Consider the following 20,504-nt stretch of genomic DNA (forward strand, 5'->3'; position numbering starts at 1 on the left):
AGCCGTCTCCCCTACACGCGCACGACGTCAGGCGCTCAGCTTGGCAGAGGCGAAAAGCTCGCTCACCAGCCGCCGGATATCGGAATCGATCTCCAGCACGCGCGTCACCGTAGCGTCGTTCGTATCACGACTTGCGTGATCCATGAAAGGGATAGATGGCAATTGAGCCCGCATCATGGCAGCTTCCACGAATTCGGCGATCTGCAGGAAGGCGATCCTGCGGTCAAGGAAGGCCTGAACGCACACCTCGTTGGCGGCGTTGAAGACAATCGGCATCCCGTGCCCCGTTTCCAGCGCTTCGCGCGCCAGCCGCAACATCGGAAACGCCGTCAGGTCAGGCTCGGCAAAGGTCAGGGTGCCGCGCGCCGCCAGATCGAGCTTCGGCGCCTGCCAGGCAAGGCGTTCGGGCCAGCCCAGGCAGTAGGAGATCGGCACGCGCATGTCCGGCGAGCCCAACTGCGCCAGTGACGAGCCGTCGTCATACTCGACCATCGAGTGAATGACCGATTGCGGGTGCATCAGCACGTCGATCTGGCTGGCCGGCATGTCGAAGAGATAGGCGGCCTCGATAAATTCCAGCCCCTTATTGGCCAGGGTGGCGGAATCGATGGAGATCTTGGCACCCATGCTCCAGTTGGGGTGCTTGAGCGCCTGCTCGACCGTCACCGCCTTCAGGTCATCGCGCGAACGCCCCAGAAACGGCCCGCCGGACGCGGTCAGGACCAGTTTGCTGACGCGCGCGCGTTGCGCCGGTTCGAGCACCTGAAAGATGGCGTTGTGCTCGGAATCGACCGGCAGCAACTTGCCACCATGGCTTTCCACGCGCTCGATCAGGGCGCGACCACAGCCGACGAGGCTTTCCTTGTTGGCCAGGGCCAGTATGGCGCCGGTGCCGGCCGCCGCCCAGGTCGGTTTCAGCCCGGCGATACCGACGATCGCCGCCATCACCCAGTCGGCCTTGCGCGCCGCCGCCGCACAGATCGCCGCTTCGCCACAGGCAATCTCAAGCCCGGAATTGCCGATCAGTTCTTTGAAGGTCGACCATTGCGACTCATCGGCCAGCACCGTGATCGCCGGACGGTAGGTCAGCGCCTGCTCAGCCAGCAGAGCCACATTGCGTCCGCCGACAAGCGTTTCAATCACATAGTCTTCGCCCAGCCGGCCCGTTTCATCGAGCAGGCGCAGGGTCGATACGCCGATCGAGCCGGTCGAACCCAGTATGGAGATGCGTCTTGGAGACTTCGTGGTCATATTTCGGTGCCCAGCATGACGAGCAAACGGATGCCCCCGATGGCGATAATGGCGAACATCAAGCCGTCAACGCGATCCAGCAGACCGCCATGGCCCGGTATCAACGTGCCGGCATCCTTGACGCCGAAGCGTCGCTTGAGTGCCGATTCCCACAGGTCGCCGCCCATGGTGGCCAGGGCCACCAGCAGACCGACCACCGAGGCCGAGGTATCGTGCTTGAACAGGCCGGTGATATCGGACAGCGCACCCGCCGTCAGCATGCCGGCGATCAGGCCGCCGGCAAAGCCTGCCCAGGTTTTGTTGGGAGAATAACGCGGCCACAGCTTTGGTCCGCCGATCAACCGGCCAGCGGCAAAGGCGGCGCTATCGGCCGCCCAGGCGATCAGGAAGGCGAAGAAAACCCACTCGACCCCGCGATTGGTCTGGTGGAGCCACATCAAAACTATAGCCGGCCAGCCGATATACAGCACGCCATAGGCGGCATCCAGCCAGCCGACATGCAGCCGATAGGCATAAAGCCCGGCGCACAGTGATCCGAAGCACAGGACGAGAATCGACAACAATGGATGGCCGAGAAAGCCGACGAACAGCGCGGCTATCGCCGCCACAGCCACGGCCACGGAGATCCGCGCCGAGACATTGGGCGCCATCATCAGCCCCCATTCGATGCACAGAAGCGCCACGCCAACGCTCAACAGAACCAGAAAAGGACGATGGTCCGGCAGGACGGTGATCAGCAGCACGACCGCAATCAGCACCAGCGCCGAAACGACACGGATGGCCAGTTCACGCCGCTTGCTCACGGGTTTTACAGCGACGGCTTCAGGCGCCGCCTCCCCCTTATCAGGTGGCGTGTTTGGCATGGGCCGCTTCCACAGCGCCGAAGCGGCGGTCACGCCCGGCAAAGACTTCTAGCGCTGCCTTCAGGGGCCCTGCGCCATAGTCCGGCCACAGGATGTCCTGGAAAACGAATTCGGCATAGGCCACTTCCCACAACAGGAAGTTGGACAGGCGATGCTCACCGCTGGTGCGGATCAGGAGATCGAGTGGCGGCAGGCCACGCGTCGACAGGAAGCCGCCGAAGCTGTCCGGGGTAATCTCGTCCGGTGACAGCGTCCCGGCTTTCACCTGTTCGGCGATGGTTTTCACCGCCTCGATGATATCGGCCTGGGCGCCATAATTGAGCGCCACCTGCAGGTAAAAACGCGAATTGTCCCGGGTCTTTTCATGCGCGTCATTGACCATGCCGACGATATCAGCCGGCAGCCCCGCTTCCTGACCGACGATGCGCACGCAAACGCCTTCCTTGCGCAGACGCTCCAGATCGGACTTGATGAAGGCGCGCAACAGGCCCATCAAATCGCTGACCTCGGATTCCGGGCGGCGCCAGTTCTCGGTCGAGAAGGCGAAAACGGTCAGGTGGGTGATACCAAGATCAACCGCCGCCGTGATGGTGCGCTTGAGGGCATCGACGCCGGCCTTGTGACCGAAGGTGCGGATCTGCCCCCTCGCCTTGGCCCAGCGCCCGTTGCCGTCCATGATAATGGCGACATGCAGGGCGTCTTTGGCGGCCTGATCCGTCACGTCATGAGTCTTCGCGCCCGCGAGCGGGGGCACGATGAGGTCATCCGTGGGGCCTGGGGGCATGAAGCAACTCTCACATAGAAACGGGCTGGCGGCGGCGCGATCAAAGCAGGTCTAGACCTGCATGATCTCGACTTCCTTGCTCTTCAGCATTTCGTCGATACGCTTGATGGCGGCATCGGTAAAGCCCTGCACCTCAGTGCCGCCCTTCTTCTCTTCGTCCTCGCTGATCTCCGAGGCTTTTTCAGCCTTCTTGAGATCGTCCATGGCTTCGCGGCGGACATTGCGCACGGCGATGCGCTGGGTTTCGGCATACTTGCCGGCCACCTTGACCAGATCCTTGCGGCGCTCTTCGGTCAGGGCCGGAATCGGCACGCGCAGGGTGGTGCCATCGGTGATCGGATTGAGGCCCAGGCCGGAATTGCGGATGGCTTTTTCGACCGCGATCACAAGACCCTTGTCCCACACATTGACATTGATCATGCGCGGCTCAGGCACGCTGATGGCGGCGCACGACGTAATGCCCATGGTCGAGCCATAGGCATCGACGACGATCTGATCGAGCAGCGACGCCGAGGCGCGGCCGGTGCGCAAACCGCTGAAATCGTCTTTCAGCGCCGCGACCGCCTTGTCCATGCGGTCTTTGTATTTGTTGAGTTCAGGCTTGGCCATGAGGATGCCTTTCTTATTGTGTGATGACGGTGTAGGTGCCGCGACCGTGAATGACCTCATTCAGGGCGCCCGGCGTGCGGATCGAGAAGACCACGATGGGGATTGTATTTTCTCGCATCAGCGAGACGGCGGAGGCGTCCATCACCCGCAGATCGCGCGACAGAACCTCAAGATAGCTCAGATTATCATAACGCTCGGCCGTGGCGTCCTTTTTCGGGTCGGCGGTATAGACGCCATCGACCGAAGTACCCTTGAACAGGGCGTCGCAGTTCATTTCGGCGGCGCGCAGGGCGGCGGCGGTATCGGTTGTAAAATAAGGCGCACCGGTGCCGGCGGCGAAGATCACAACGCGGCCTTTTTCAAGGTGGCGGATGGCGCGGCGACGCACGAAAGGCTCGCACACGGCGTTCATCTGGATGGCGGACTGGACGCGCGTATCAATGCCCTGACGCTCAAGAGCGTTCTGCATGGCCAGTGCATTCATGACGGTGGCGAGCATGCCCATATAGTCGGCGCTCGAACGCTCCATATCGCCGGCAGCTTTTGACAGACCACGGAAGATATTGCCGCCTCCGATGACCAGGCACAATTCAACGCCCAGACGGGCCACCGCAGCCACTTCTTCGGCGACGGCCTTGACCGTATTCATATCTATGCCAAAGCCTTGATCGCCCATCAGCACTTCGCCGGATACCTTCAGCAGAATGCGCTTGTAGGCCAGAGGTTCCTGAATTTCGGTGATCGGGGTGGTCATGGGCAGGCTCCGGAATCAGGTGGGCGTCATTACAGAAAGGCTTTAGCGCTTTCGCGCCGTCTTGAATAGTCAAAGGGGCGCAGGCATGTCAAATGCCTACGCCCCTGAAACCATTTTATTTAGTGGGTAGCTTAAACGCCGCCCGTCATCGAGGCCACTTCGGCCGCGAAGTCTTCAACCGGCTTCTCGACGCCTTCGCCGAGGGCGAGACGCGTGAAGGCCACGATCTTGACAGGCGTGCCGAGGGTCTTGGCAGTTTCTTCGATCAGTTGCTCGACGGTCTGATCCGGGTTCATGACGAAGGCTTGCTTGTGCAGCACGACTTCTTCGTAGAACTTGCGGATGCGGCCTTCGATCATCTTTTCGATAACCTGCAGCGGCTTGCCGGATTCCTTGGCCTGTTCGGTCAGGACCGCCTTTTCGCGCTCGACGTGTTCCTGGTTCAGGTCTTCGACGTTCAGCGACAGCGGCTGCGTGGCGGCGACGTGCATGGCGACCTTGCGGCCCACGTCCTTCAGCACGTCCGGATCACCGGCTGATTCGATGGCGACCAGAACGGCGATGCGGCCGAGATCGGGCGCAATGGCGTTGTGGATGTAGGAAGCGACAACGCCTTCCGAAACGGTGTGCTTGGCGAAGCGCCGCACAACCATGTTTTCGCCGATGGTGGCGATCAGGTTGGTCAGGTCACCCGACACGGCTTCGGCAACGCCTTCCACTGAGTCAGCGGCCAGGCCAGCCTGGCCGGCTTGACGCACAACGTTCTGGAACAGGTCGTTGCGGGCAACGAAGTCTGTTTCAGCGTTCACTTCAACGGCGGCGGCGGTCATGCCCTTGCCTTCAACCTTGGTGGCGATGACAACGAGGCCTTCGGCGGCGACGCGGTCGGCCTTCTTGGCGGCCTTGGACAGGCCCTTGGCGCGGAGCCAATCCAGGGATGCGTCGATGTCGCCGGCATTCTCGGTCAGCGCCTTCTTGCAGTCCATCATGCCTACGCCCGACTTTTCGCGCAGTTCTTTCACCAGGGCGGCTGTGATCTCAGTCATGAAATCCTCCAGAATCTAAAAGTTTAAAGTTTCACAGCCTGTGTAGGCCGCGATCATGTCAATTGAGCAACAGCTTAAAGCCGGCCAGAATTAAGTTGGCGACCTTAAGCTGTTTCAAGTCTCGTCAGGCCAACGAGCGGTTGGCCCCTATATAGGAAGTCTTAGGCTTCGGTGGAAGCCTCAGCGGCGTCCTCGGCAACCAGGGCCGGCTCGATCGGATCAACCGAAGCGCCGAGATCGCGGCCGGAAGCCACTTGACCGGCAGCCAGACCGTCCAGAACCGAATCAGCGACCAGGTCGCAGTACAGTTGCAGGGCGCGGGCGGCGTCGTCGTTACCCGGAACCGGGAAGGTGATGCCGTCGGGATCGGAGTTCGAATCGAGGATAGCGATCACAGGAATGTTCAGCTTGCGGGCTTCCTGGATGGCGATGCCTTCCTTGTTGGTGTCGATCACGAACATCAGGTCGGGGATACCGCCCATGTCCTTGATGCCGCCGAGCGACAGCTCAAGCTTTTCGCGTTCGCGGGTCAGGGTCAGTAGTTCCTTCTTGGAACGGCCAGCCGGATTGTTGTCGAGTACCTGCTCAAGTTCGCGCAGACGGGCGATCGAACCGGAGATGGTGCGCCAGTTGGTCAGCGTGCCGCCGAGCCAGCGGTGGTTGACGTAATACTGCGCCGAACGCTTGGCAGCAGCAGCGACCGGACCTTGCGCCTGGCGCTTGGTGCCGACGAACAGCACGCGGCCACCGGCGGCGGCCACTTCACGCACCTTCAACAGGGCCTGGTGGAACAGCGGCAGGGATTGCGACAGGTCGATGATGTGGATGTTGGAGCGCGAACCGAACAGGTAGCGTTCCATCTTGGGGTTCCAGCGGTGAGTCTGGTGACCAAAGTGAGCGCCGGCTTCGAGCAGGAGGCGCATGGAGATTTCTGGCATAGCCATAATGTAGTATCCTTCTTCCGATAATCCTCCGCAGATAGAAAAGCTTCGGCGGGCCCATGCCCGTTTCCGCCTCGGAACGCTATCGACCCGATTTAGGGAAGATGGCGCGCATCTGCGTGTGAGATGGCGTGCACCTATTCACAATTTCAAAAAAAATCAACCCGCCACGACAAGAAAATTCGAAAACTCTGCTGGATAAGACGATTGAAGCGCAAAAACGTGCCTAAACATCCTCATAATAAAGAACACCGGTCATCTGCTTGAGCGCGCCACGCACATGAGCATCCAGATTATAACGTTGCGGCAGCTTGAACTCGATCTGCCCTTCGGAGCCCAGATCGCTAACCAAACTGATTTCGCCGCCCTTGTCAGAGCGCGCCACCTCAAGCTGGGCGCGCAGCTCAGCCAGATTGATCACCTGCGCCGACACATGTACCTTGAGGCCCAGATCATCGGTTTTCAGCGTCGCCGACATCGGCCCCGCGTCGTCACCAAAGAAGCGCACCTCGCCGTCGCGGCCCTTACTGCGCACCTTCAGCACAATGGACGCACCGACTTCAAGATGATCGCGATTCTTGCGCAACGATTCCGGCGGGAACAGCACTTCATATTCGCCACTTGGATCGGAGAGGGTCACGAAGGCAAACTTCTCCCCTGAGCCCTGCGCCGCCCGCTCCTGCTTACGGCGAATAATGCCCGCCATGCGGAACGCTTCGCGCCCTTCGGAAGCCAGCGATACCGCATCGGCGTAAAGAGTCACATTGCGACGCTTGAAGACATCGAGCATGTCCTGCAACGGGTGCCCCGACAGGTAGAAACCGATGGCGGCCAGTTCTTCATCGAGACGCGCCGGCCCTGATACCATAGGCACCGTTGGCAAGCGCGGCCGCGAGGATTCATTGGAGCCGAACAGGCTGACCTGAGAGGCGGCGCGATCGGCAGCGATGCTCTGGGCATAGGCGATCAGGATATCTGCGCCAGCCACGATCTGGGCGCGGTTGGAATGGATGCCATCGAAAGCACCGGCCCGGGCGAGATTTTCCAGAGCGCGCTTGTTGACCGCCTTGGGGTCTATACGTTCCAGGAAATCGAACAGGTCGGTGAACTTGCCGCCCTCCTCACGCGCCTGGACAACACTGAGCATGGCTTCAAAGCCGACGTTGCGGATGGCGCCGAGCGCATACAGCACCTCACCATCTTCAACGTCGAAATCGGCCATAGAGCGATTGATGTCAGGCGGACGGATGACGACATTGAAGCGCCGCGCATCCTGATAGAAGACGGCAAGCTTATCGGTATTGGTGATATCGAGGCTGAGCGTGGCGGCGAAAAACTCGACCGGATAATTCGCTTTCAAATAGCCAGTTTGATAGGAAATGAAGGCATAGGCCGCGGCGTGCGATTTGTTGAAACCGTAGCCAGCGAACTTGTTGACGAGTTCGAAAATGAAATCAGACTGCTTTTCCGGCACGCCTTTTTCGGCCGCACCGCTGATGAAACGCACCTTCTGCAGGTCCATTTCTTCCTTTTTCTTCTTACCCATGGCGCGACGCAGAAGATCGGCTTCACCGAGGCTGTAACCCGACAGAACCTGAGCGATCTGCATCACCTGTTCCTGGTAGATGATAACGCCATAGGTTTCCTTAAGCACAGGCTCAAGGCTCGGATGCAGCATGTCGATGTCCGCACGGCCAAACTTACGATCGACATAGGTGTCGATATTGTCCATAGGGCCAGGACGATAGAGCGAGATCAGAGCGGTGATTTCTTCCAGCGAACCACAGCGTAACTTGCGCAGGGTATCGCGCATACCCTGACTTTCAAGCTGGAACACGCCGATCGCCTGACCGGAGGCCAGAAGTTCATAGGTCGGGCTATCATCAAGCGGCAGGGTCGAATAATTGATCTCGACGCCGCGTTTTTTGAGGTAGTTTTGGGCGCGCTTAAGCGTGGTCAGAGTTTTCAGACCGAGGAAGTCGAACTTGACCAGACCGGCGCTTTCCACCCACTTCATGTTGAACTGAGTGGCGGGAATATCCGAGCGTGGATCGCGGTAAAGGGGCACCAGTTCAGTAAGCGGGCGATCGCCGATCACGATACCGGCGGCGTGGGTCGAGGCGTTGCGATACAGGCCTTCCAGCTTGAGCGCCGTATCGAGCAGGCGCTTGACCGATTCATCCTCGTTGCGCGCTTCTTTCAGACGCGGTTCGATCTCGATCGCCTGCGCCAGAGTGGTCGGGTTGGCCGGGTTATTCGGCACCATCTTCGACAGGCGATCGACCTGCCCCAATGGCAATTGCATGACCCGCCCGACGTCGCGCAGCACGGCGCGTGCCTGGAGCGTACCGAAGGTGATGATCTGCGCCACGCGATCGCGGCCATATTTCTCCTGCACGTAGGAGATGACCTCTTCGCGGCGCTCCTGGCAGAAGTCAATATCGAAGTCGGGCATGGAAACCCGCTCCGGATTAAGGAAGCGTTCAAACAGCAGACCAAAGCGTAGCGGGTCGAGATCGGTAATGGCCAGCGACCACGCCACCAGCGAGCCGGCACCCGATCCCCGCCCCGGCCCAACCGGAATGTCTTGCGCCTTGCCCCATTTGATGAAGTCCGAAACGATCAGGAAGTAGCCCGGAAACCCCATCTTCTGGATGATGCCGATTTCACGTTCGAGGCGCGCCCAGTAGTCTTCCTGCGGAAAGGCCAGCTTGACCTGGCTCAGGCGCAGCTTCAGGCCTTCGCGGGCCTGATAGGCCAGTTCTTCATCTTCGTTACGACCGGCGCCGGTATCGAAACGCGGCAGGATCGGATCGCGTTTGTTGACAAGAAACGCGCAGCGGCGGGCGATTTCGAGCGTGTTGTCGCAGGCCTCCGGCAGGTCGGAGAACAGTTCGCGCATCATGACCGCCGGCTTGAACCAGTGCTCCGGCGTCACCTTACGGCGTTCGGTCTGGCCCATATAGGCGCCATCGGAAATACACAGAAGCGCTTCATGGGCTGAGTAGAGATCGCGCGAGGTGAACTGCACATCATTGGTCGCCACCAGTGGCACATCGTGGGCGTAGGCAAACTCCACCAGCCCCGCCTCGGTATCGCTGCCCTTGATGCCACCTTGCGGAGAGCCATCGTGGCGCTGCAGCTCAATGTATAAACGATCCTTGAAGACGTCCTTCATGGCTTGAAGTGCGACCTTCGCTTCATCGCCACGATTCTGGCGATAAAGCACGTCGACAGGGCCGTCGAAACCGCCAGACAGCAGGATCAGGCCTTCGCTGTAGGTCGCCACCTGCTCCCACGTGACATGAGGCTCGTCTATCGCATTGGCCTCGACATAGGCGATCGACGACAGCTTGGTGATGTTGAGATAGCCCTGCTCGTTCTGGGCATAGAGCGCGACGGTCGGGATCTTGCCCCAGCGCTCTGTCGGCACTCCGCCAATGCCCTTGACCGGCATGGAACAGGCCACGATCGGCTGAACGCCGCTATCCTTGCAGGATTGGGAAAATTCGAGGGCGCCGTAGAGATTGCAGCGATCCGCCATCGCCACCGCCGGCATGTTCAGCTTATGCGCCATCTTGCCCAGATCATAGGCCTTGATGGCGCCCTCCAGGAGCGAATAGGCCGATTTGACACGCAGATGGACAAACTGTCGGCTCATGTCGGCTTCGCTCATGGCCCAGCTCCTGTGGATGGCTTACTGCCCGGTATCCGCGCGACTCACGCCGCCAGCGACATCACATGGCATAGAACGAAGACAAAACCCGTTACGGCGACAAATGACAACATGTTATGCAGGGCGCTGACCATTTTTCCACAATCCTATCTTGATGTCCCTTCCGGGACCGCTTGTTTCTCTTATGTTCTCAATTCTTGCTTTGTTCTATATTCGCCTTTTGTTCCACATGCAAGCCGGATTCTGTTCTCCTATGAGAACAAAATGACAAGCTGTTGATAAGATAGTGAATTAAACGGTAGCGTGAACGTCCAGAGGCACAAGCACGCCATCTACCAGCTTGACCACGCGGTCCATATGCCGGGCCAGTTCGAGGTTATGGGTGGCGATCAGCGCCCCTACCCCTTGCGCCTTGACGATGGTTTTCAACGCGCCAAACACCTGCGTAGAGGTTTCCGGATCCAGGTTGCCGGTCGGTTCATCGGCCAGCAACAGGCGCGGCTTGTTGGCCAGGGCGCGCGCAATGGCGACGCGCTGCTGTTCGCCACCCGAAAGTTGCGCCGGCTGGTGATCGAGACGTTCGCCCAGTCCCAGCGCCGTCAGCAATTCCCGGGCGCGCGCCTCGGATTCTTTGCGCGGACGACCGAGAATACGCAACGGCACAGCCACATTACCAACCGCCGTATATTCCGGCAACAGGTGATGGAACTGATAGACGAAGCCGATCTTTTTCAGACGCGCCGCCGTGCGCTGACGGTCATTGGCACCGGCGAAATCCTCGCCATCGATGATCAGGCGCGTGTTCGGCGCCGCTTCGAGCAGCCCGACCGCGTGGAGCAAAGACGACTTGCCGGAGCCGGATGGCCCGAGCAGACCGACCAGTTCACCCGGTTGCACCTCAAGGTCAACGCCCTTGAGCACGGCCAGTTTGCGACCATCACCGATGGTATAATCGCGGTGCAAGCCCTTAAGGCTGAGGGGCAAATTACTCATAGCGCAGCGCCTCCACGGGTTCGAGCTTGGAGGCCCACAAGGCCGGGAAGAAGGTCGAGATACTAGCCGCCAGGAAGGACGCGATCACCACGAAGGCCACCTCGGTCGGCTCCATCTTGGCCGGCACAGCATCGAGAAAATAGACGCTCGGATCGAACAGCTTGGTGTGGAACACCCACTCCAGGAAATGCTGGATCGGCCCGATAAAGGTGCAGAACAACACGCCGAGCAACAGGCCAGAGGCGGTGCTGGCCGCGCCGATGGTGGTGCCGGCGATGAAGAAGATGCGCAGGATGGATGAACGATCCGCGCCCATGGTGCGCAGGATGGCGACGTCGCGCGTCTTGTTTTTCACCAGCATGACGATGCCCGAAATGATGTTGAGCATGGCGATGATGACGATGAAGAACAGAATGAAGCGCATAGCCGTGCGCTCGATCTTGAGCGCGCTCCACAGCGAGGCATTTATCTCTTTCCAGGTATAGACAACTGCGCCCGGACCGGCGGCAGCGGCGATGCCATCGTGATATTTTTCGATCTCGAAAGGCTTCTTCACCTTGAGTTCGATGACATCCCATTCGTCTTCACGATCGAAGAAAAGCTGGGCCTGAGTGATCGGCATAAAGATAAAATTCTTGTCGATATCGCTGACACCGCTGCTGAAAATACCGCCGACCGTATAGGCCTTACGGCGCGGCGCGGCGCCAAAGGCGGTCGAGCCGCCCGGCGTCATCAGGGTGATTTCATCGCCGGTATTGATGCCGAGATTTTGCGCCAAAGCATCGCCGACCAGCACATTATCCCCCCCATACTCACCTACGCCGAAACTGTCGAGCGAGCCCGCCTTGATATTCTCGGCGACAATCGTCGTCCCCTTGAGCACATCCGGCGCCACGCCGCGCATGATGGCAGGCTGGGTGTCACCGTGCGTGCTTTGCACCAGTCCGTATTGATCGATATGCGGACTGACCTCGGTAACGCCCGGCACCGCCCGCAGGCGCTTCAGGGTTTCGTCACGATGCGCAAAATCATTGAGCGGGGCGCCGGAGACATATTCATGCCCCCCGAAAGCCAGCAGGCGCGACACCATCTCGTCGCGGAAACCGTTCATGACCGACAGCACGCTGATCAGCGCCGTCACCGCCAGCATGATCCCGACAAACGAGATGATGGCGATAACGGCGATGCCGCCATCCTTGCGCTTGGTACGCAGATACTTCATGGCGAGGTCAAATTCCCAGGCCTTGAAACGGAACAGCGACAGCACAGCCCCCATGGGTTTTAAGCTTTCGTCAGTTGGTTCAGAACATCGTCAAAGGCGGCGGTGTGGCGCTCGCCGGTGGCGCGGTGTTTGATCTCGACATTGCCATCGGCCAGGCCCTTGGGCCCGATGATCAGTTGCACAGGAATACCGATCAGGTCCATGGCGGCGAACTTGGCGCCGGCGCGTTCGTCGGTGTCATGATAGAGCACATCGCGGCCGGCGGCTGTCAGGGCCTTGTAGGCCTTTTCGCAGGCGGCATCGCAGGCCTCATCGCCCTGGCGCAGGTTGACGATGGCCACATCGAACGGTGCGACGCTTTCCGGCCAGATGATGCCGGCTTCGTCATGCGAGGCCTCGATGATGGCGCCCAGCAGACGCGAAACACCGACGCCGTAAGAGCCCATATGGACGGTGATCTCGCCATCGGGGCCGTTGACCACAGCCTTCATCGGCTTGGAATATTTCTCGCCGAAATAGAAGATGTGCCCGACCTCGATACCGCGCGCCGAAAGCTGCTTGTCGGCGGGCACCTGAGCGAAGGCCGCCTCATCGTGCATTTCTTCGGTGGCGGCGTAGAGCGAGGTGCGCGCTTCAAACACGCCTTCGAGATTGTCCCAGTCCACATCGGGACCGGGCGCCGGCATATCCACCAGATCCTTGTGGCAGAAGACAGCGCTTTCACCGGTATCGGCCAGAATGATGAATTCGTGGCTGAGATCGCCGCCGATCGGACCGGTGTCGGCACGCATCGGCACGGCCTTCAGGCCCATGCGCGAAAACAGGTTGAGATAGGCCGCAAACATACGGTTGTAAGACTTGCGCGCCGCCGCCTCATCAACGTCGAACGAATAGGCGTCCTTCATGAGGAATTCGCGGCCGCGCATCACGCCGAAACGCGGACGCTGCTCGTCGCGGAATTTCCACTGGATATGGAACAGGTTGAGCGGCAGGTCCTTGTAGGAACGCACCGTGCCGCGGAAGATTTCCGTGACCATTTCCTCATTGGTCGGGCCGTAGAGCATCTCGCGCTCGTGGCGGTCCTTGATGCGCAGCATTTCCTGACCGTAGTCTTCGTAGCGGCCGGATTCACGCCACAGGTCGGCCAGTTGCAGGGTCGGCATCAACAGTTGAATCGCCCCTGCCCGCACCATTTCCTCTTCGACGATCTTTTCGATCTTCTTCAGCACCCTGAGGCCGAGCGGCAGCCACGCATAGATGCCGGCAGCCTCCTGACGGATCATGCCGGTGCGCAGCATCAGGCGGTGCGAGACGATCTGGGCCTCAGCGGGGTTTTCTTTGAGAAGGGGCAGGAAAAAGCGCGACAGGCGCATGAGGAGAATCCGTTATTATTGAGCGAAGTGGCGCGAACAGTAGAACCTCATGCCTAAAAGTGGAAGGCACTTTTTGGATATACATGAGGTGGACAGAAAAGAATGTAACGCCTTATGCGTGAAGCGTTTTGCGCAGGCATTGCGGCGATTTTTGGATCAGGGGCAAAACTAACCGGGAATTTCCGGCAGCGGGATATGAATCACGTACATCAGCAGCAGGACGATGACCCAAACGACCAGCGCCACCAGGCTGTTGATCCGCACCTTTTTCCCCAGATTGTGGGTGATCGGCGCGCCGGTATCATGGCCTTTGATGGTTTCGCCGCCGTCTTCGGTGGGGGTGCGGTTCCACAACGGCAGGATGGCGAAGAAAGTCACCCACCAGATCATGATATAGATGGCGGCCCAGGTAATCGGGTTCATGCCTTATCCTCATCTGTATCTGCGTCCGGAATTTTTGAGTCCATTTTACGGCGCTTTGCGTTCATGTAAACGACGGCGAAAATGGTGAATATAAGCCAGGGAACGGCTGAACTATGCGTATTGGCCGGTTCAGCCGGAGCCTTCCAAAGCACCGCTGCCGTGAACCCCAGCAATACGGTCATGCCTGTGGCACAGATCAATATGACGGTTCGATTTTTAAACATTGGCGTCGCTCAGCTCCTTAGGAGTCAGACGAGGCCTAACCCTTCTTCCACACCTAATACCAGATTGAGGTTTTGTACAGCGGCGCCGGACGCCCCCTTGCCGAGGTTATCGAACACCGCCACCAGATTGGCCGTGTCCTGATCCGGATTGCCGAACACATGGATGAGAAGCTGGTTGGTGTTGGCCAGCATGGCGCCGTGCACCGCGCCGGCCTCTTCGCTTTCTTCCGCGTTCGCCACGCGCACGAACTGTTCGCCGAGATAATGCGCCGTCAGCAGGTTGCGGATCGCATCGATATCCGGCTCATCCGGCAGCGCCCACAGGTGTAAAGGCACCTGAACGATCAGGCCTTGCGGGAAATTGGCGACGATCGGCGTGAAGATCGGCGGCGACTCCAGACCGGAATAAAGCGTCATTTCCGGCAGGTGCTTGTGCGCCAGGCCGGTGGCGTAAAGCCGCTCATGGCCCTTGCCCCGATCTTGGCCGTGCTCTGGCGCGCCCTCGAATTCGGCAATCATGGATTTGCCGCCGCCGCTATAGCCCGTAAGCGAGGTGGCGGTGATGGGGAAGAAGGACGGAATGATGCCGGCTTCAACCAGCGGATTCGTCAGGGCGATAAAGCCCGTGGCGTGACAGCCGGGATTGCTGATGCGCTTGGAGGCAGCAATCTCGGCACGTTGGCCGTCGTTCAGTTCGGGAAAGCCATAGGTCCAGGCCGCGTCCGTGCGGAAAGCGGTCGAGGCGTCGATGACGCGTACATCCGGATTGTCAATCATGGACACGGCTTCAATCGCGGCCTCATCGGGCAGACACAGGATCACGGCGTCGGCGCTGTTGAGCGCCTCCTTGCGGGCGCCGGCGTCCTTGCGCTTATCATCGCTGAGGCGGATCAGTTCGATGTCGGAACGCTTCTCCAGCCGCTCACGGATTTGCAGACCCGTGGTGCCGGCCTCGCCGTCGATAAACACTTTATGAGACATAGGACGCTCCTGAAAAGGACGAAAGAACGAAAGCAAGATACCCCACCACCGCGCCTTTCAGGCGCGGTCCCCCTCCGTGGCATAGCCAGGGAGGTACAGGTAGGCGTCGTGGGGTGTCTTACTTTGAAAACAGACAAAGAAAAAGCGCTTCGGTTGCCCGAAGCGCTTTTCCGCATGAGTTTGTGGCTCGTGCGATTAACGCTTCGAGAACTGGAAGCTCTTACGTGCCTTGGCACGGCCGTACTTCTTACGCTCTACGACGCGCGAGTCACGGGTCAGGAAGCCAGCAGCCTTCAGAGTGCCGCGCAGAGCGGGCTCATAATAGGTCAAGGCCTTCGACAGGGCGTGACGGATGGCGCCGGCCTGGCCGGAAAGGCCCGAACCGACGACGGTCACGAAGATGTCGAACTGCGTGGCGCGGTCCGTCAGGTTGAGCGGCTGAGCGATCATCATGCGCAGAACCGGACGTGCGAAATACACTTCCTGTTCGCGGTCATTGATGATCCACTTGCCGGAACCTGGCTTGATCCAGACGCGGGCGATGGCGTTCTTGCGCTTGCCGGTGGCATAGGCGCGGCCGTACTTGTCGAGGATCTGGACGCGGGCGGCAGGCGCCTCGACCGGGTTCGACGACAGCGAAGCGAGGGCTTCAAGGCCTTGGGCGGGAGCTTGGATGTCGGACATGATTAGGCTCTCCGGGCGTTCTTGGCGTTCAGCGACTTGAAGTCAACGACTTCCGGCTGCTGCGCTTCGTGAGGATGGGCGGTGCCGGCGTAGATACGCAGGTTGGTCATCTGACCACGGGCCAGCGGGCTTTCCTTCGGCATCATGCGCTCGACGGCTTTCGTCAGCACGCGCTCAGGATACTTGCCGTTCAGCAGTTGGCCGAGCGTGCGTTGCTTGACGCCGCCGGGGTGACCGGTGTGCCAGTAGAAGATCTCGTTTTCTTTTTTGCCGGTCAGGTGAACCTTCTCAGCATTGATAACGATGATGTAGTCGCCGGAATCGGTGTGCGGCGTGTAGGTAGGCAGGTGCTTGCCGCGAAGACGCATGGCGATGTACGAGGCCAGACGGCCGAGTACGGCGTCCTCTGCGTCGATCACGATCCACTTCTTCTCGACATCCGCGGGCTTCAATGCCGCTGTCGTGGAGGTCAACATGATAAAATCCTTTTGTTTCCGCACCAAGAGTTGGAACGGAGAAGAGGCGCGGTATTTACAGAAGGCGCCCCACCCTGTCAACGCATTATTTTCATAAAAATTGCCAGCATGACATTGTTTTTATTGAGTAAATTGACAACGGTATTAATTTACCGCATGAAAATACGTCATAATAGCTTTATAGAGACATGTCATGGACACGCCATAGCATATACAAGAGGTCAACATGCAGCTCTCCCGCCGGTTTTTGCTCAATGGCGCGCTCGCCAGTACCGTAGCCACCTCAGTCGCCTTCGCCGGCCTTGGCCAGCGCGCCAATGGCGCTGTGCGTGTCGAGCCTTCGGCCGATCCGGGCTATCTCAGCGAGATCGAGGGCTATGGTGCGCTGCAGCCCGATCCGAAGGGCTTTATCGAACTGCCGGCCGGCTTTTCCTACACCACCTTCTCGACCTTTGGCGATGTGATGGATGACGGCTTCCACGTCCCTGCCCTGCATGACGGCATGGCCGCTTTCCCGCACCTGTCGCCGGACAAGGTCGTCCTCGTGCGCAACCACGAGATCAAGCACACGGTGCTCGGCGTTGGGCCGCTGGGTGACAAGTATCAACTGATCGACAAGATCGACCGTTCGCGTCTGTATGACCACGCCAGCGACGGCATCCCGCTCAGCGGCGGCACAACGACGCTGATCTACGACCTGAAGAGCCAGCGTCTGGAGAGCCACTACCTGTCGCTCACCGGCACCTCGACCAACTGCGCCGGAGGTTCAACGCCGTGGGGCTCATGGCTGAGTTGCGAGGAAACGACGCAAGCCGCCGGCGATGGCGTGAAAAAGGACCACGGCTACGTCTTTGAGGTGCCGTCTGGTTATAAAGGCCTCGCCGCACCCGTGCCGATCAAGACCATGGGCCGCTTCAACCACGAAGCCGTCTGCATCGATCCGCGCACCGGCATCGTCTACATGACCGAGGATATGTCGGACGGCGCCTTCTACCGTTACCTGCCCAACGACCTGCGCTACCTGCACAAGGGCGGCCGCCTGCAGGCGCTGGCTTTCCGCGACGTGCCGCGCGCCACCACCAGCAACAAGTATTCGCAACTGTGGAAGCCCGGCGATCGCTTCGCCGCCGTCTGGATCGACCTCGTCGACGTCGAGAGCCCGGACGATTCTTTGCGCACCCAGGCCTATCTCAAAGGCGCGGCGCGCTTCTCACGCGGCGAAGGCATCCATTTCGGCAATAACGAAATGTTCTTTGCCTGCACCTCGGGCGGCGCCAAAGCCTATGGCCAGCTTATGCGTTATATCCCCAGCCCCTATGAAGGCACCGACCGCGAAAAGGATCAGCCCGGCCAGATCGAACTGTTCGTCGAATCCGGCGATCTGCGCGTGCTCGATTATGCCGACAACCTGACCACCTCGCCGTGGGGCCATCTCTATGTCTGCGAAGACCGCTATTCCGACATCCTGTTCAACCACCTGCGTATTGTCACGCCGGAAGGCAAGGTGACCACCTTCGCGCGCAATGTTGACGGCGGTCATTCGGAATGGGCGGGCGTCACCTTCTCGCCGGACGGCTCGACCCTGTTCGCCAATATTCAGGGCAATGGCGTCACCGTCGCCATCACAGGGCCATGGAAGCAGTTTTCGGATCGGGCCATAGCTTAACCTTCATCCTCCCCTGTAGCGCAGCGTACGAGGGAGATGTCAGCGCGAAGCCCGAAGGGCTGGTGTCGCTGACGGAGGGGGCAACCCCAAAGCCACTAAAGCCCCCTCCGTCGCCGACTACGCGGCGACACGGCACTGGCCGCCCCGCTCCCCCGCTTTGCAGGGGAGGATCACCTACTTGTGCCTACCGGAACGACCGGTCGGCGCGGAACACTTTCCACGTCAGCGCCACCGCCAGTATCAGCAGGATCACCGCCACCAACTGGTGCGACAGGGCAAAGCCAATCGACACCACGGTCACCAGGGTGATGATGCCGAGTGCTGCCTGTATCCACACGCTCGTCGCCACCACGGCCGCCAGCGTCTTGAGATCGTCGGCATTGCTCTTGCGCGAGATCACCAAAGCGAAGGCCGTAGCGAAGATCAGCAGGATATAGGCGTTGATACGGTGGGTGAACTGCACCAGTCCCTGATCGTGCAGGAAGCTGTAGCCCACCCCCTTGGCCCAGTCGACCGGCGGGAAGATGTGGCCGTTCATCAGCGGCCAGTCGTTATAGATCAGGCCGGCATTATTACCCGCCACCAGGGCGCCGAGCATACATTGCAAGAAAACCAGCCCCAGCAGGACGCCGGTGGCGACTTTCCAGCCATCGGGCGCGCCGCGACCGCGCTTTTGGCCTTCCAGCGCTTCAAACCCGGTCCACACGGTGCAACTCAGCGCCAAAAGCGCCAGACTCAGATGCGTCATCAGGCGTTCGGGCGCCACCTCAACACGGCCGGACAGCCCGCTATAGACCATCCACCAGCCGACGGCGCCCTGCACCACAATAAGCCCCAGCAAGGCCCCGCAGCGCCAGATCAGGCGCGCCGGAATCTCTCTCATCACCAGAAAAGCCACAAAACCGAGCAGATAGACGACGCCGACCAGCCGCGCCAGCAAACGGTGCGCCCATTCCCACCAGTAGATGCCCCTGAAGTCGGCCACCTGCATGTGCGGATTGATCTGGCTGAACTGCGGTATCTTCTTGTAGTTCTCGAACTCGGCCGCCCACGACTGATCGTTCATCGGCGGGATAACGCCTGAGATCGGCTTCCACTCGGTAATCGACAGACCCGATTCGGTCAGGCGTGTGGCCCCGCCGACAAAGACCAGCGCCACGATCAGGAAAGCCGCTACAAATAACCACGTCGCCACCAGCGGCGACCTAAGGGGAAGTCGCACCTTACGCCTCATTCTATAGTCTCGTTTTTTAGAGTTCCGGCCATCGCGCAAATCCTTGCCGTTACCGTCGATTGACTGTAACTAGAGGATCATCGACAGCTTCGCCCTTAAGTTCAATTTGCCCATACCGGGTGTACGAATTCAAGCGCTTTGCCGGATAAAAAAGGCCAAAGAAAGATGCTGGCCACAGAGAAGAAGGACGGGACTCGCCATGACGGCAGAGAATTATATCCTGGCGACACTGGCCGGCTTTCTGGTCGGATGGATCGCCAACGCCATGAGCAAAAGCCGTTTCAGCTTTCCTATCAATCTGTTCGTCGCCATTTTCGGCGCCATCCTGCTCAATTTTTTCGTCCAGACCTCAGAAAAACTCGACGATCACTTTTTCTCGATCCTGATGGTGTCGCTGGTCGGCAGCTCGGTCCTGCTCGGCTTTTTCCACCTCACCCGTATGCTTGAGCGCCGCTAGATGGAGCATGAACCGGTCAAGGGCCTGAGCCTGCCGCAGCGCCGCCTGATCGCCTGCATCGGCATTGTCGTCTTTCTGGCCGTCTACGTGGTGATCGTGACGGCGATTGCCGGCTTCCTGCACGGCGGCAAGATCACCGCTTTGGTCTTTTTCGCCCTGGCCGGCACGTTGTGGGGGCTGCCGATCATTCCGCTGATCTCATGGTCGGAAAACTACAAGAAAAAGAAGAAGAAATGAGCGATACGCCCGTCACAGCCAAAACCTTGCGCCCCCTGACCAAGACGCGCCTGGAAGCCTTCAGCGACGGTGTTCTCGCCATCATCATCACCATCATGGTGCTGGAACTGCATACACCCGAAGGCCACGACTGGGCGGCGCTGGCCGGCGTGCTCCACACCTTCCTGCTCTATGCCCTCAGCTTCATCTATATCGGCATCTACTGGAACAACCACCACCACCTGCTGCATACGGTCAGCAAAATCAGCGGCGGCGCCCTGTGGGCCAACCTGAATCTTCTGTTCTGGCTGTCGATTATCCCCTTCACCACAAGCTGGATGGGCGAGAGCGATTTCGCCACTATCCCCACCGCGACCTACGGCCTGTCCCTGCTCATGCCGAGCATCGCCTACTATATCCTTGTGCGCGTGCTGAAGGCGGTCAATGGCCGCGACAGCCTGATCTCGCAAGCGATCGGCAATGATATCAAGGGCCTGATCTCGACCGCGCTCTATATTGTCGGAATCGGTCTGACCTTCCTCAACAGCTTTGCCGGTATCGCCTGCTATGTGCTGGTGGCGCTGATCTGGCTGATCCCCGATCGCCGCATCGAACACGATTAATTCCCGCT

General features: G+C 59.7%; 20 protein-coding genes. 4 read left to right on the top strand and 16 right to left on the bottom strand.

Annotated features, from left to right (window positions below; all coding sequences use genetic code 11):
* Positions 1-27 precede the first annotated feature (27 nt).
* The 15 genes from dxr to rplM form a co-directional block, all read right to left on the bottom strand.
* Positions 28-1,251, bottom strand: coding sequence for a 1-deoxy-D-xylulose-5-phosphate reductoisomerase (gene dxr, locus B060_RS0102775; RefSeq protein ID WP_018080222.1), 1,224 nt, complete (start codon positions 1,249-1,251; stop codon positions 28-30).
* Entirely contained in the window at positions 1,248-2,114 is an 867-nt protein-coding gene (locus tag B060_RS0102780) for a phosphatidate cytidylyltransferase (protein WP_023447291.1), read from the bottom strand. The genes dxr and B060_RS0102780 overlap by 4 nt, the downstream gene beginning before the upstream one ends.
* Complete coding sequence (gene uppS / locus B060_RS0102785) at positions 2,095-2,898, bottom strand: polyprenyl diphosphate synthase (protein ID WP_018080224.1); 804 nt, start codon at positions 2,896-2,898, stop codon at positions 2,095-2,097. Before uppS ends, B060_RS0102780 begins: the two co-directional genes overlap by 20 nt.
* A gap of 51 nt (positions 2,899-2,949) precedes the next feature.
* Positions 2,950-3,507, bottom strand: coding sequence for a ribosome recycling factor (frr, locus tag B060_RS0102790; protein ID WP_018080225.1), 558 nt, complete (start codon positions 3,505-3,507; stop codon positions 2,950-2,952).
* Positions 3,508-3,520: 13 nt separating this feature from the next.
* Positions 3,521-4,261 carry a UMP kinase gene (gene pyrH / locus B060_RS0102795; protein WP_018080226.1) on the bottom strand — a complete coding sequence of 247 codons (741 nt, stop codon included), beginning with the start codon at positions 4,259-4,261 and terminating at the stop codon, positions 3,521-3,523.
* Between the two features lie 131 nt (positions 4,262-4,392).
* The gene (gene tsf / locus B060_RS0102800) at positions 4,393-5,307 is read right to left on the bottom strand and encodes a translation elongation factor Ts (protein ID WP_018080227.1); all 915 of its coding nucleotides are present in this window, start codon (positions 5,305-5,307) and stop codon (positions 4,393-4,395) included.
* A 161-nt stretch (positions 5,308-5,468) separates the two neighbouring features.
* On the bottom strand, positions 5,469-6,251 hold the full coding sequence (gene rpsB / locus B060_RS0102805; protein WP_018080228.1) for a 30S ribosomal protein S2: 783 nt from the start codon (positions 6,249-6,251) through the stop codon (positions 5,469-5,471).
* A gap of 223 nt (positions 6,252-6,474) precedes the next feature.
* A complete protein-coding gene (gene dnaE, locus B060_RS0102810; protein ID WP_018080229.1) occupies positions 6,475-9,924 on the bottom strand; it encodes a DNA polymerase III subunit alpha in 3,450 nt (1,149 codons plus the stop codon).
* A 291-nt stretch (positions 9,925-10,215) separates the two neighbouring features.
* Positions 10,216-10,917 (bottom strand): ABC transporter ATP-binding protein, encoded by a 702-nt coding sequence (locus B060_RS0102820; RefSeq protein WP_018080231.1) that lies wholly within the window; start codon positions 10,915-10,917, stop codon positions 10,216-10,218.
* Positions 10,910-12,193, bottom strand: a complete 1,284-nt coding sequence (locus tag B060_RS0102825; RefSeq protein WP_018080232.1) for a lipoprotein-releasing ABC transporter permease subunit — start codon at positions 12,191-12,193, stop codon at positions 10,910-10,912. The genes B060_RS0102820 and B060_RS0102825 overlap by 8 nt, the downstream gene beginning before the upstream one ends.
* 5 nt (positions 12,194-12,198) lie before the next feature.
* Positions 12,199-13,512 carry a proline--tRNA ligase gene (gene proS, locus B060_RS0102830; RefSeq protein WP_018080233.1) on the bottom strand — a complete coding sequence of 438 codons (1,314 nt, stop codon included), beginning with the start codon at positions 13,510-13,512 and terminating at the stop codon, positions 12,199-12,201.
* A gap of 168 nt (positions 13,513-13,680) precedes the next feature.
* Positions 13,681-13,935, bottom strand: a complete 255-nt coding sequence (locus tag B060_RS0102835) for a DUF1467 family protein (RefSeq protein WP_018080234.1) — start codon at positions 13,933-13,935, stop codon at positions 13,681-13,683.
* Between the two features lie 248 nt (positions 13,936-14,183).
* Positions 14,184-15,140 (bottom strand): N-acetyl-gamma-glutamyl-phosphate reductase, encoded by a 957-nt coding sequence (gene argC, locus B060_RS0102845; RefSeq protein ID WP_018080236.1) that lies wholly within the window; start codon positions 15,138-15,140, stop codon positions 14,184-14,186.
* Positions 15,141-15,335: 195 nt separating this feature from the next.
* Positions 15,336-15,824 (bottom strand): 30S ribosomal protein S9, encoded by a 489-nt coding sequence (gene rpsI / locus B060_RS0102850; RefSeq protein WP_018080237.1) that lies wholly within the window; start codon positions 15,822-15,824, stop codon positions 15,336-15,338.
* A gap of 2 nt (positions 15,825-15,826) precedes the next feature.
* Positions 15,827-16,300 (bottom strand): 50S ribosomal protein L13, encoded by a 474-nt coding sequence (gene rplM, locus B060_RS0102855; protein ID WP_018080238.1) that lies wholly within the window; start codon positions 16,298-16,300, stop codon positions 15,827-15,829.
* 226 nt (positions 16,301-16,526) lie between these two features.
* Between rplM and B060_RS0102860 the strand changes: the two genes are divergently transcribed.
* Complete coding sequence (locus B060_RS0102860) at positions 16,527-17,966, top strand: alkaline phosphatase PhoX (protein ID WP_018080239.1); 1,440 nt, start codon at positions 16,527-16,529, stop codon at positions 17,964-17,966.
* Positions 17,967-18,150: 184 nt separating this feature from the next.
* Here B060_RS0102860 and B060_RS0102865 read toward each other — a convergent pair whose 3' ends face one another.
* Complete coding sequence (locus B060_RS0102865; protein ID WP_026172545.1) at positions 18,151-19,200, bottom strand: COX15/CtaA family protein; 1,050 nt, start codon at positions 19,198-19,200, stop codon at positions 18,151-18,153.
* 199 nt (positions 19,201-19,399) lie between these two features.
* Here B060_RS0102865 and B060_RS0102870 point away from each other — a divergent pair, with 199 nt between their 5' ends.
* The 3 genes from B060_RS0102870 to B060_RS0102880 are packed head-to-tail and all read left to right on the top strand — an operon-like array spanning position 19,400 to position 20,496.
* On the top strand, positions 19,400-19,657 hold the full coding sequence (locus B060_RS0102870) for a hypothetical protein (protein ID WP_018080241.1): 258 nt from the start codon (positions 19,400-19,402) through the stop codon (positions 19,655-19,657).
* Positions 19,658-19,894: a DUF2842 domain-containing protein gene (locus B060_RS0102875; protein WP_018080242.1), complete on the top strand. Its 237-nt coding sequence runs from the start codon at positions 19,658-19,660 to the stop codon at positions 19,892-19,894.
* A complete protein-coding gene (locus tag B060_RS0102880; protein ID WP_018080243.1) occupies positions 19,891-20,496 on the top strand; it encodes a TMEM175 family protein in 606 nt (201 codons plus the stop codon). The genes B060_RS0102875 and B060_RS0102880 overlap by 4 nt, the downstream gene beginning before the upstream one ends.
* The last annotated feature ends 8 nt before the right edge of the window (positions 20,497-20,504 follow it).

This window comes from Asticcacaulis benevestitus DSM 16100 = ATCC BAA-896 (assembly GCF_000376105.1).
Classification (GTDB): domain Bacteria; phylum Pseudomonadota; class Alphaproteobacteria; order Caulobacterales; family Caulobacteraceae; genus Asticcacaulis; species Asticcacaulis benevestitus.

What these genes read in the sequence shown, in the direction of transcription:
- dxr (WP_018080222.1), bottom strand. Translation starts at nt 1,251, where the DNA reads ATGACCACGAAGTCTCCAAGACGCATCTCCATACTGGGTTCGACCGGC.
- B060_RS0102780 (WP_023447291.1), bottom strand. Translation starts at nt 2,114, where the DNA reads ATGCCAAACACGCCACCTGATAAGGGGGAGGCGGCGCCTGAAGCCGTC.
- uppS (WP_018080224.1), bottom strand. Translation starts at nt 2,898, where the DNA reads ATGCCCCCAGGCCCCACGGATGACCTCATCGTGCCCCCGCTCGCGGGC.
- frr (WP_018080225.1), bottom strand. Translation starts at nt 3,507, where the DNA reads ATGGCCAAGCCTGAACTCAACAAATACAAAGACCGCATGGACAAGGCG.
- pyrH (WP_018080226.1), bottom strand. Translation starts at nt 4,261, where the DNA reads ATGACCACCCCGATCACCGAAATTCAGGAACCTCTGGCCTACAAGCGC.
- tsf (WP_018080227.1), bottom strand. Translation starts at nt 5,307, where the DNA reads ATGACTGAGATCACAGCCGCCCTGGTGAAAGAACTGCGCGAAAAGTCG.
- rpsB (WP_018080228.1), bottom strand. Translation starts at nt 6,251, where the DNA reads ATGGCTATGCCAGAAATCTCCATGCGCCTCCTGCTCGAAGCCGGCGCT.
- dnaE (WP_018080229.1), bottom strand. Translation starts at nt 9,924, where the DNA reads ATGAGCGAAGCCGACATGAGCCGACAGTTTGTCCATCTGCGTGTCAAA.
- B060_RS0102820 (WP_018080231.1), bottom strand. Translation starts at nt 10,917, where the DNA reads ATGAGTAATTTGCCCCTCAGCCTTAAGGGCTTGCACCGCGATTATACC.
- B060_RS0102825 (WP_018080232.1), bottom strand. Translation starts at nt 12,193, where the DNA reads ATGGGGGCTGTGCTGTCGCTGTTCCGTTTCAAGGCCTGGGAATTTGAC.
- proS (WP_018080233.1), bottom strand. Translation starts at nt 13,512, where the DNA reads ATGCGCCTGTCGCGCTTTTTCCTGCCCCTTCTCAAAGAAAACCCCGCT.
- B060_RS0102835 (WP_018080234.1), bottom strand. Translation starts at nt 13,935, where the DNA reads ATGAACCCGATTACCTGGGCCGCCATCTATATCATGATCTGGTGGGTG.
- argC (WP_018080236.1), bottom strand. Translation starts at nt 15,140, where the DNA reads ATGTCTCATAAAGTGTTTATCGACGGCGAGGCCGGCACCACGGGTCTG.
- rpsI (WP_018080237.1), bottom strand. Translation starts at nt 15,824, where the DNA reads ATGTCCGACATCCAAGCTCCCGCCCAAGGCCTTGAAGCCCTCGCTTCG.
- rplM (WP_018080238.1), bottom strand. Translation starts at nt 16,300, where the DNA reads ATGTTGACCTCCACGACAGCGGCATTGAAGCCCGCGGATGTCGAGAAG.
- B060_RS0102860 (WP_018080239.1), top strand. Translation starts at nt 16,527, where the DNA reads ATGCAGCTCTCCCGCCGGTTTTTGCTCAATGGCGCGCTCGCCAGTACC.
- B060_RS0102865 (WP_026172545.1), bottom strand. Translation starts at nt 19,200, where the DNA reads ATGAGGCGTAAGGTGCGACTTCCCCTTAGGTCGCCGCTGGTGGCGACG.
- B060_RS0102870 (WP_018080241.1), top strand. Translation starts at nt 19,400, where the DNA reads ATGACGGCAGAGAATTATATCCTGGCGACACTGGCCGGCTTTCTGGTC.
- B060_RS0102875 (WP_018080242.1), top strand. Translation starts at nt 19,658, where the DNA reads ATGGAGCATGAACCGGTCAAGGGCCTGAGCCTGCCGCAGCGCCGCCTG.
- B060_RS0102880 (WP_018080243.1), top strand. Translation starts at nt 19,891, where the DNA reads ATGAGCGATACGCCCGTCACAGCCAAAACCTTGCGCCCCCTGACCAAG.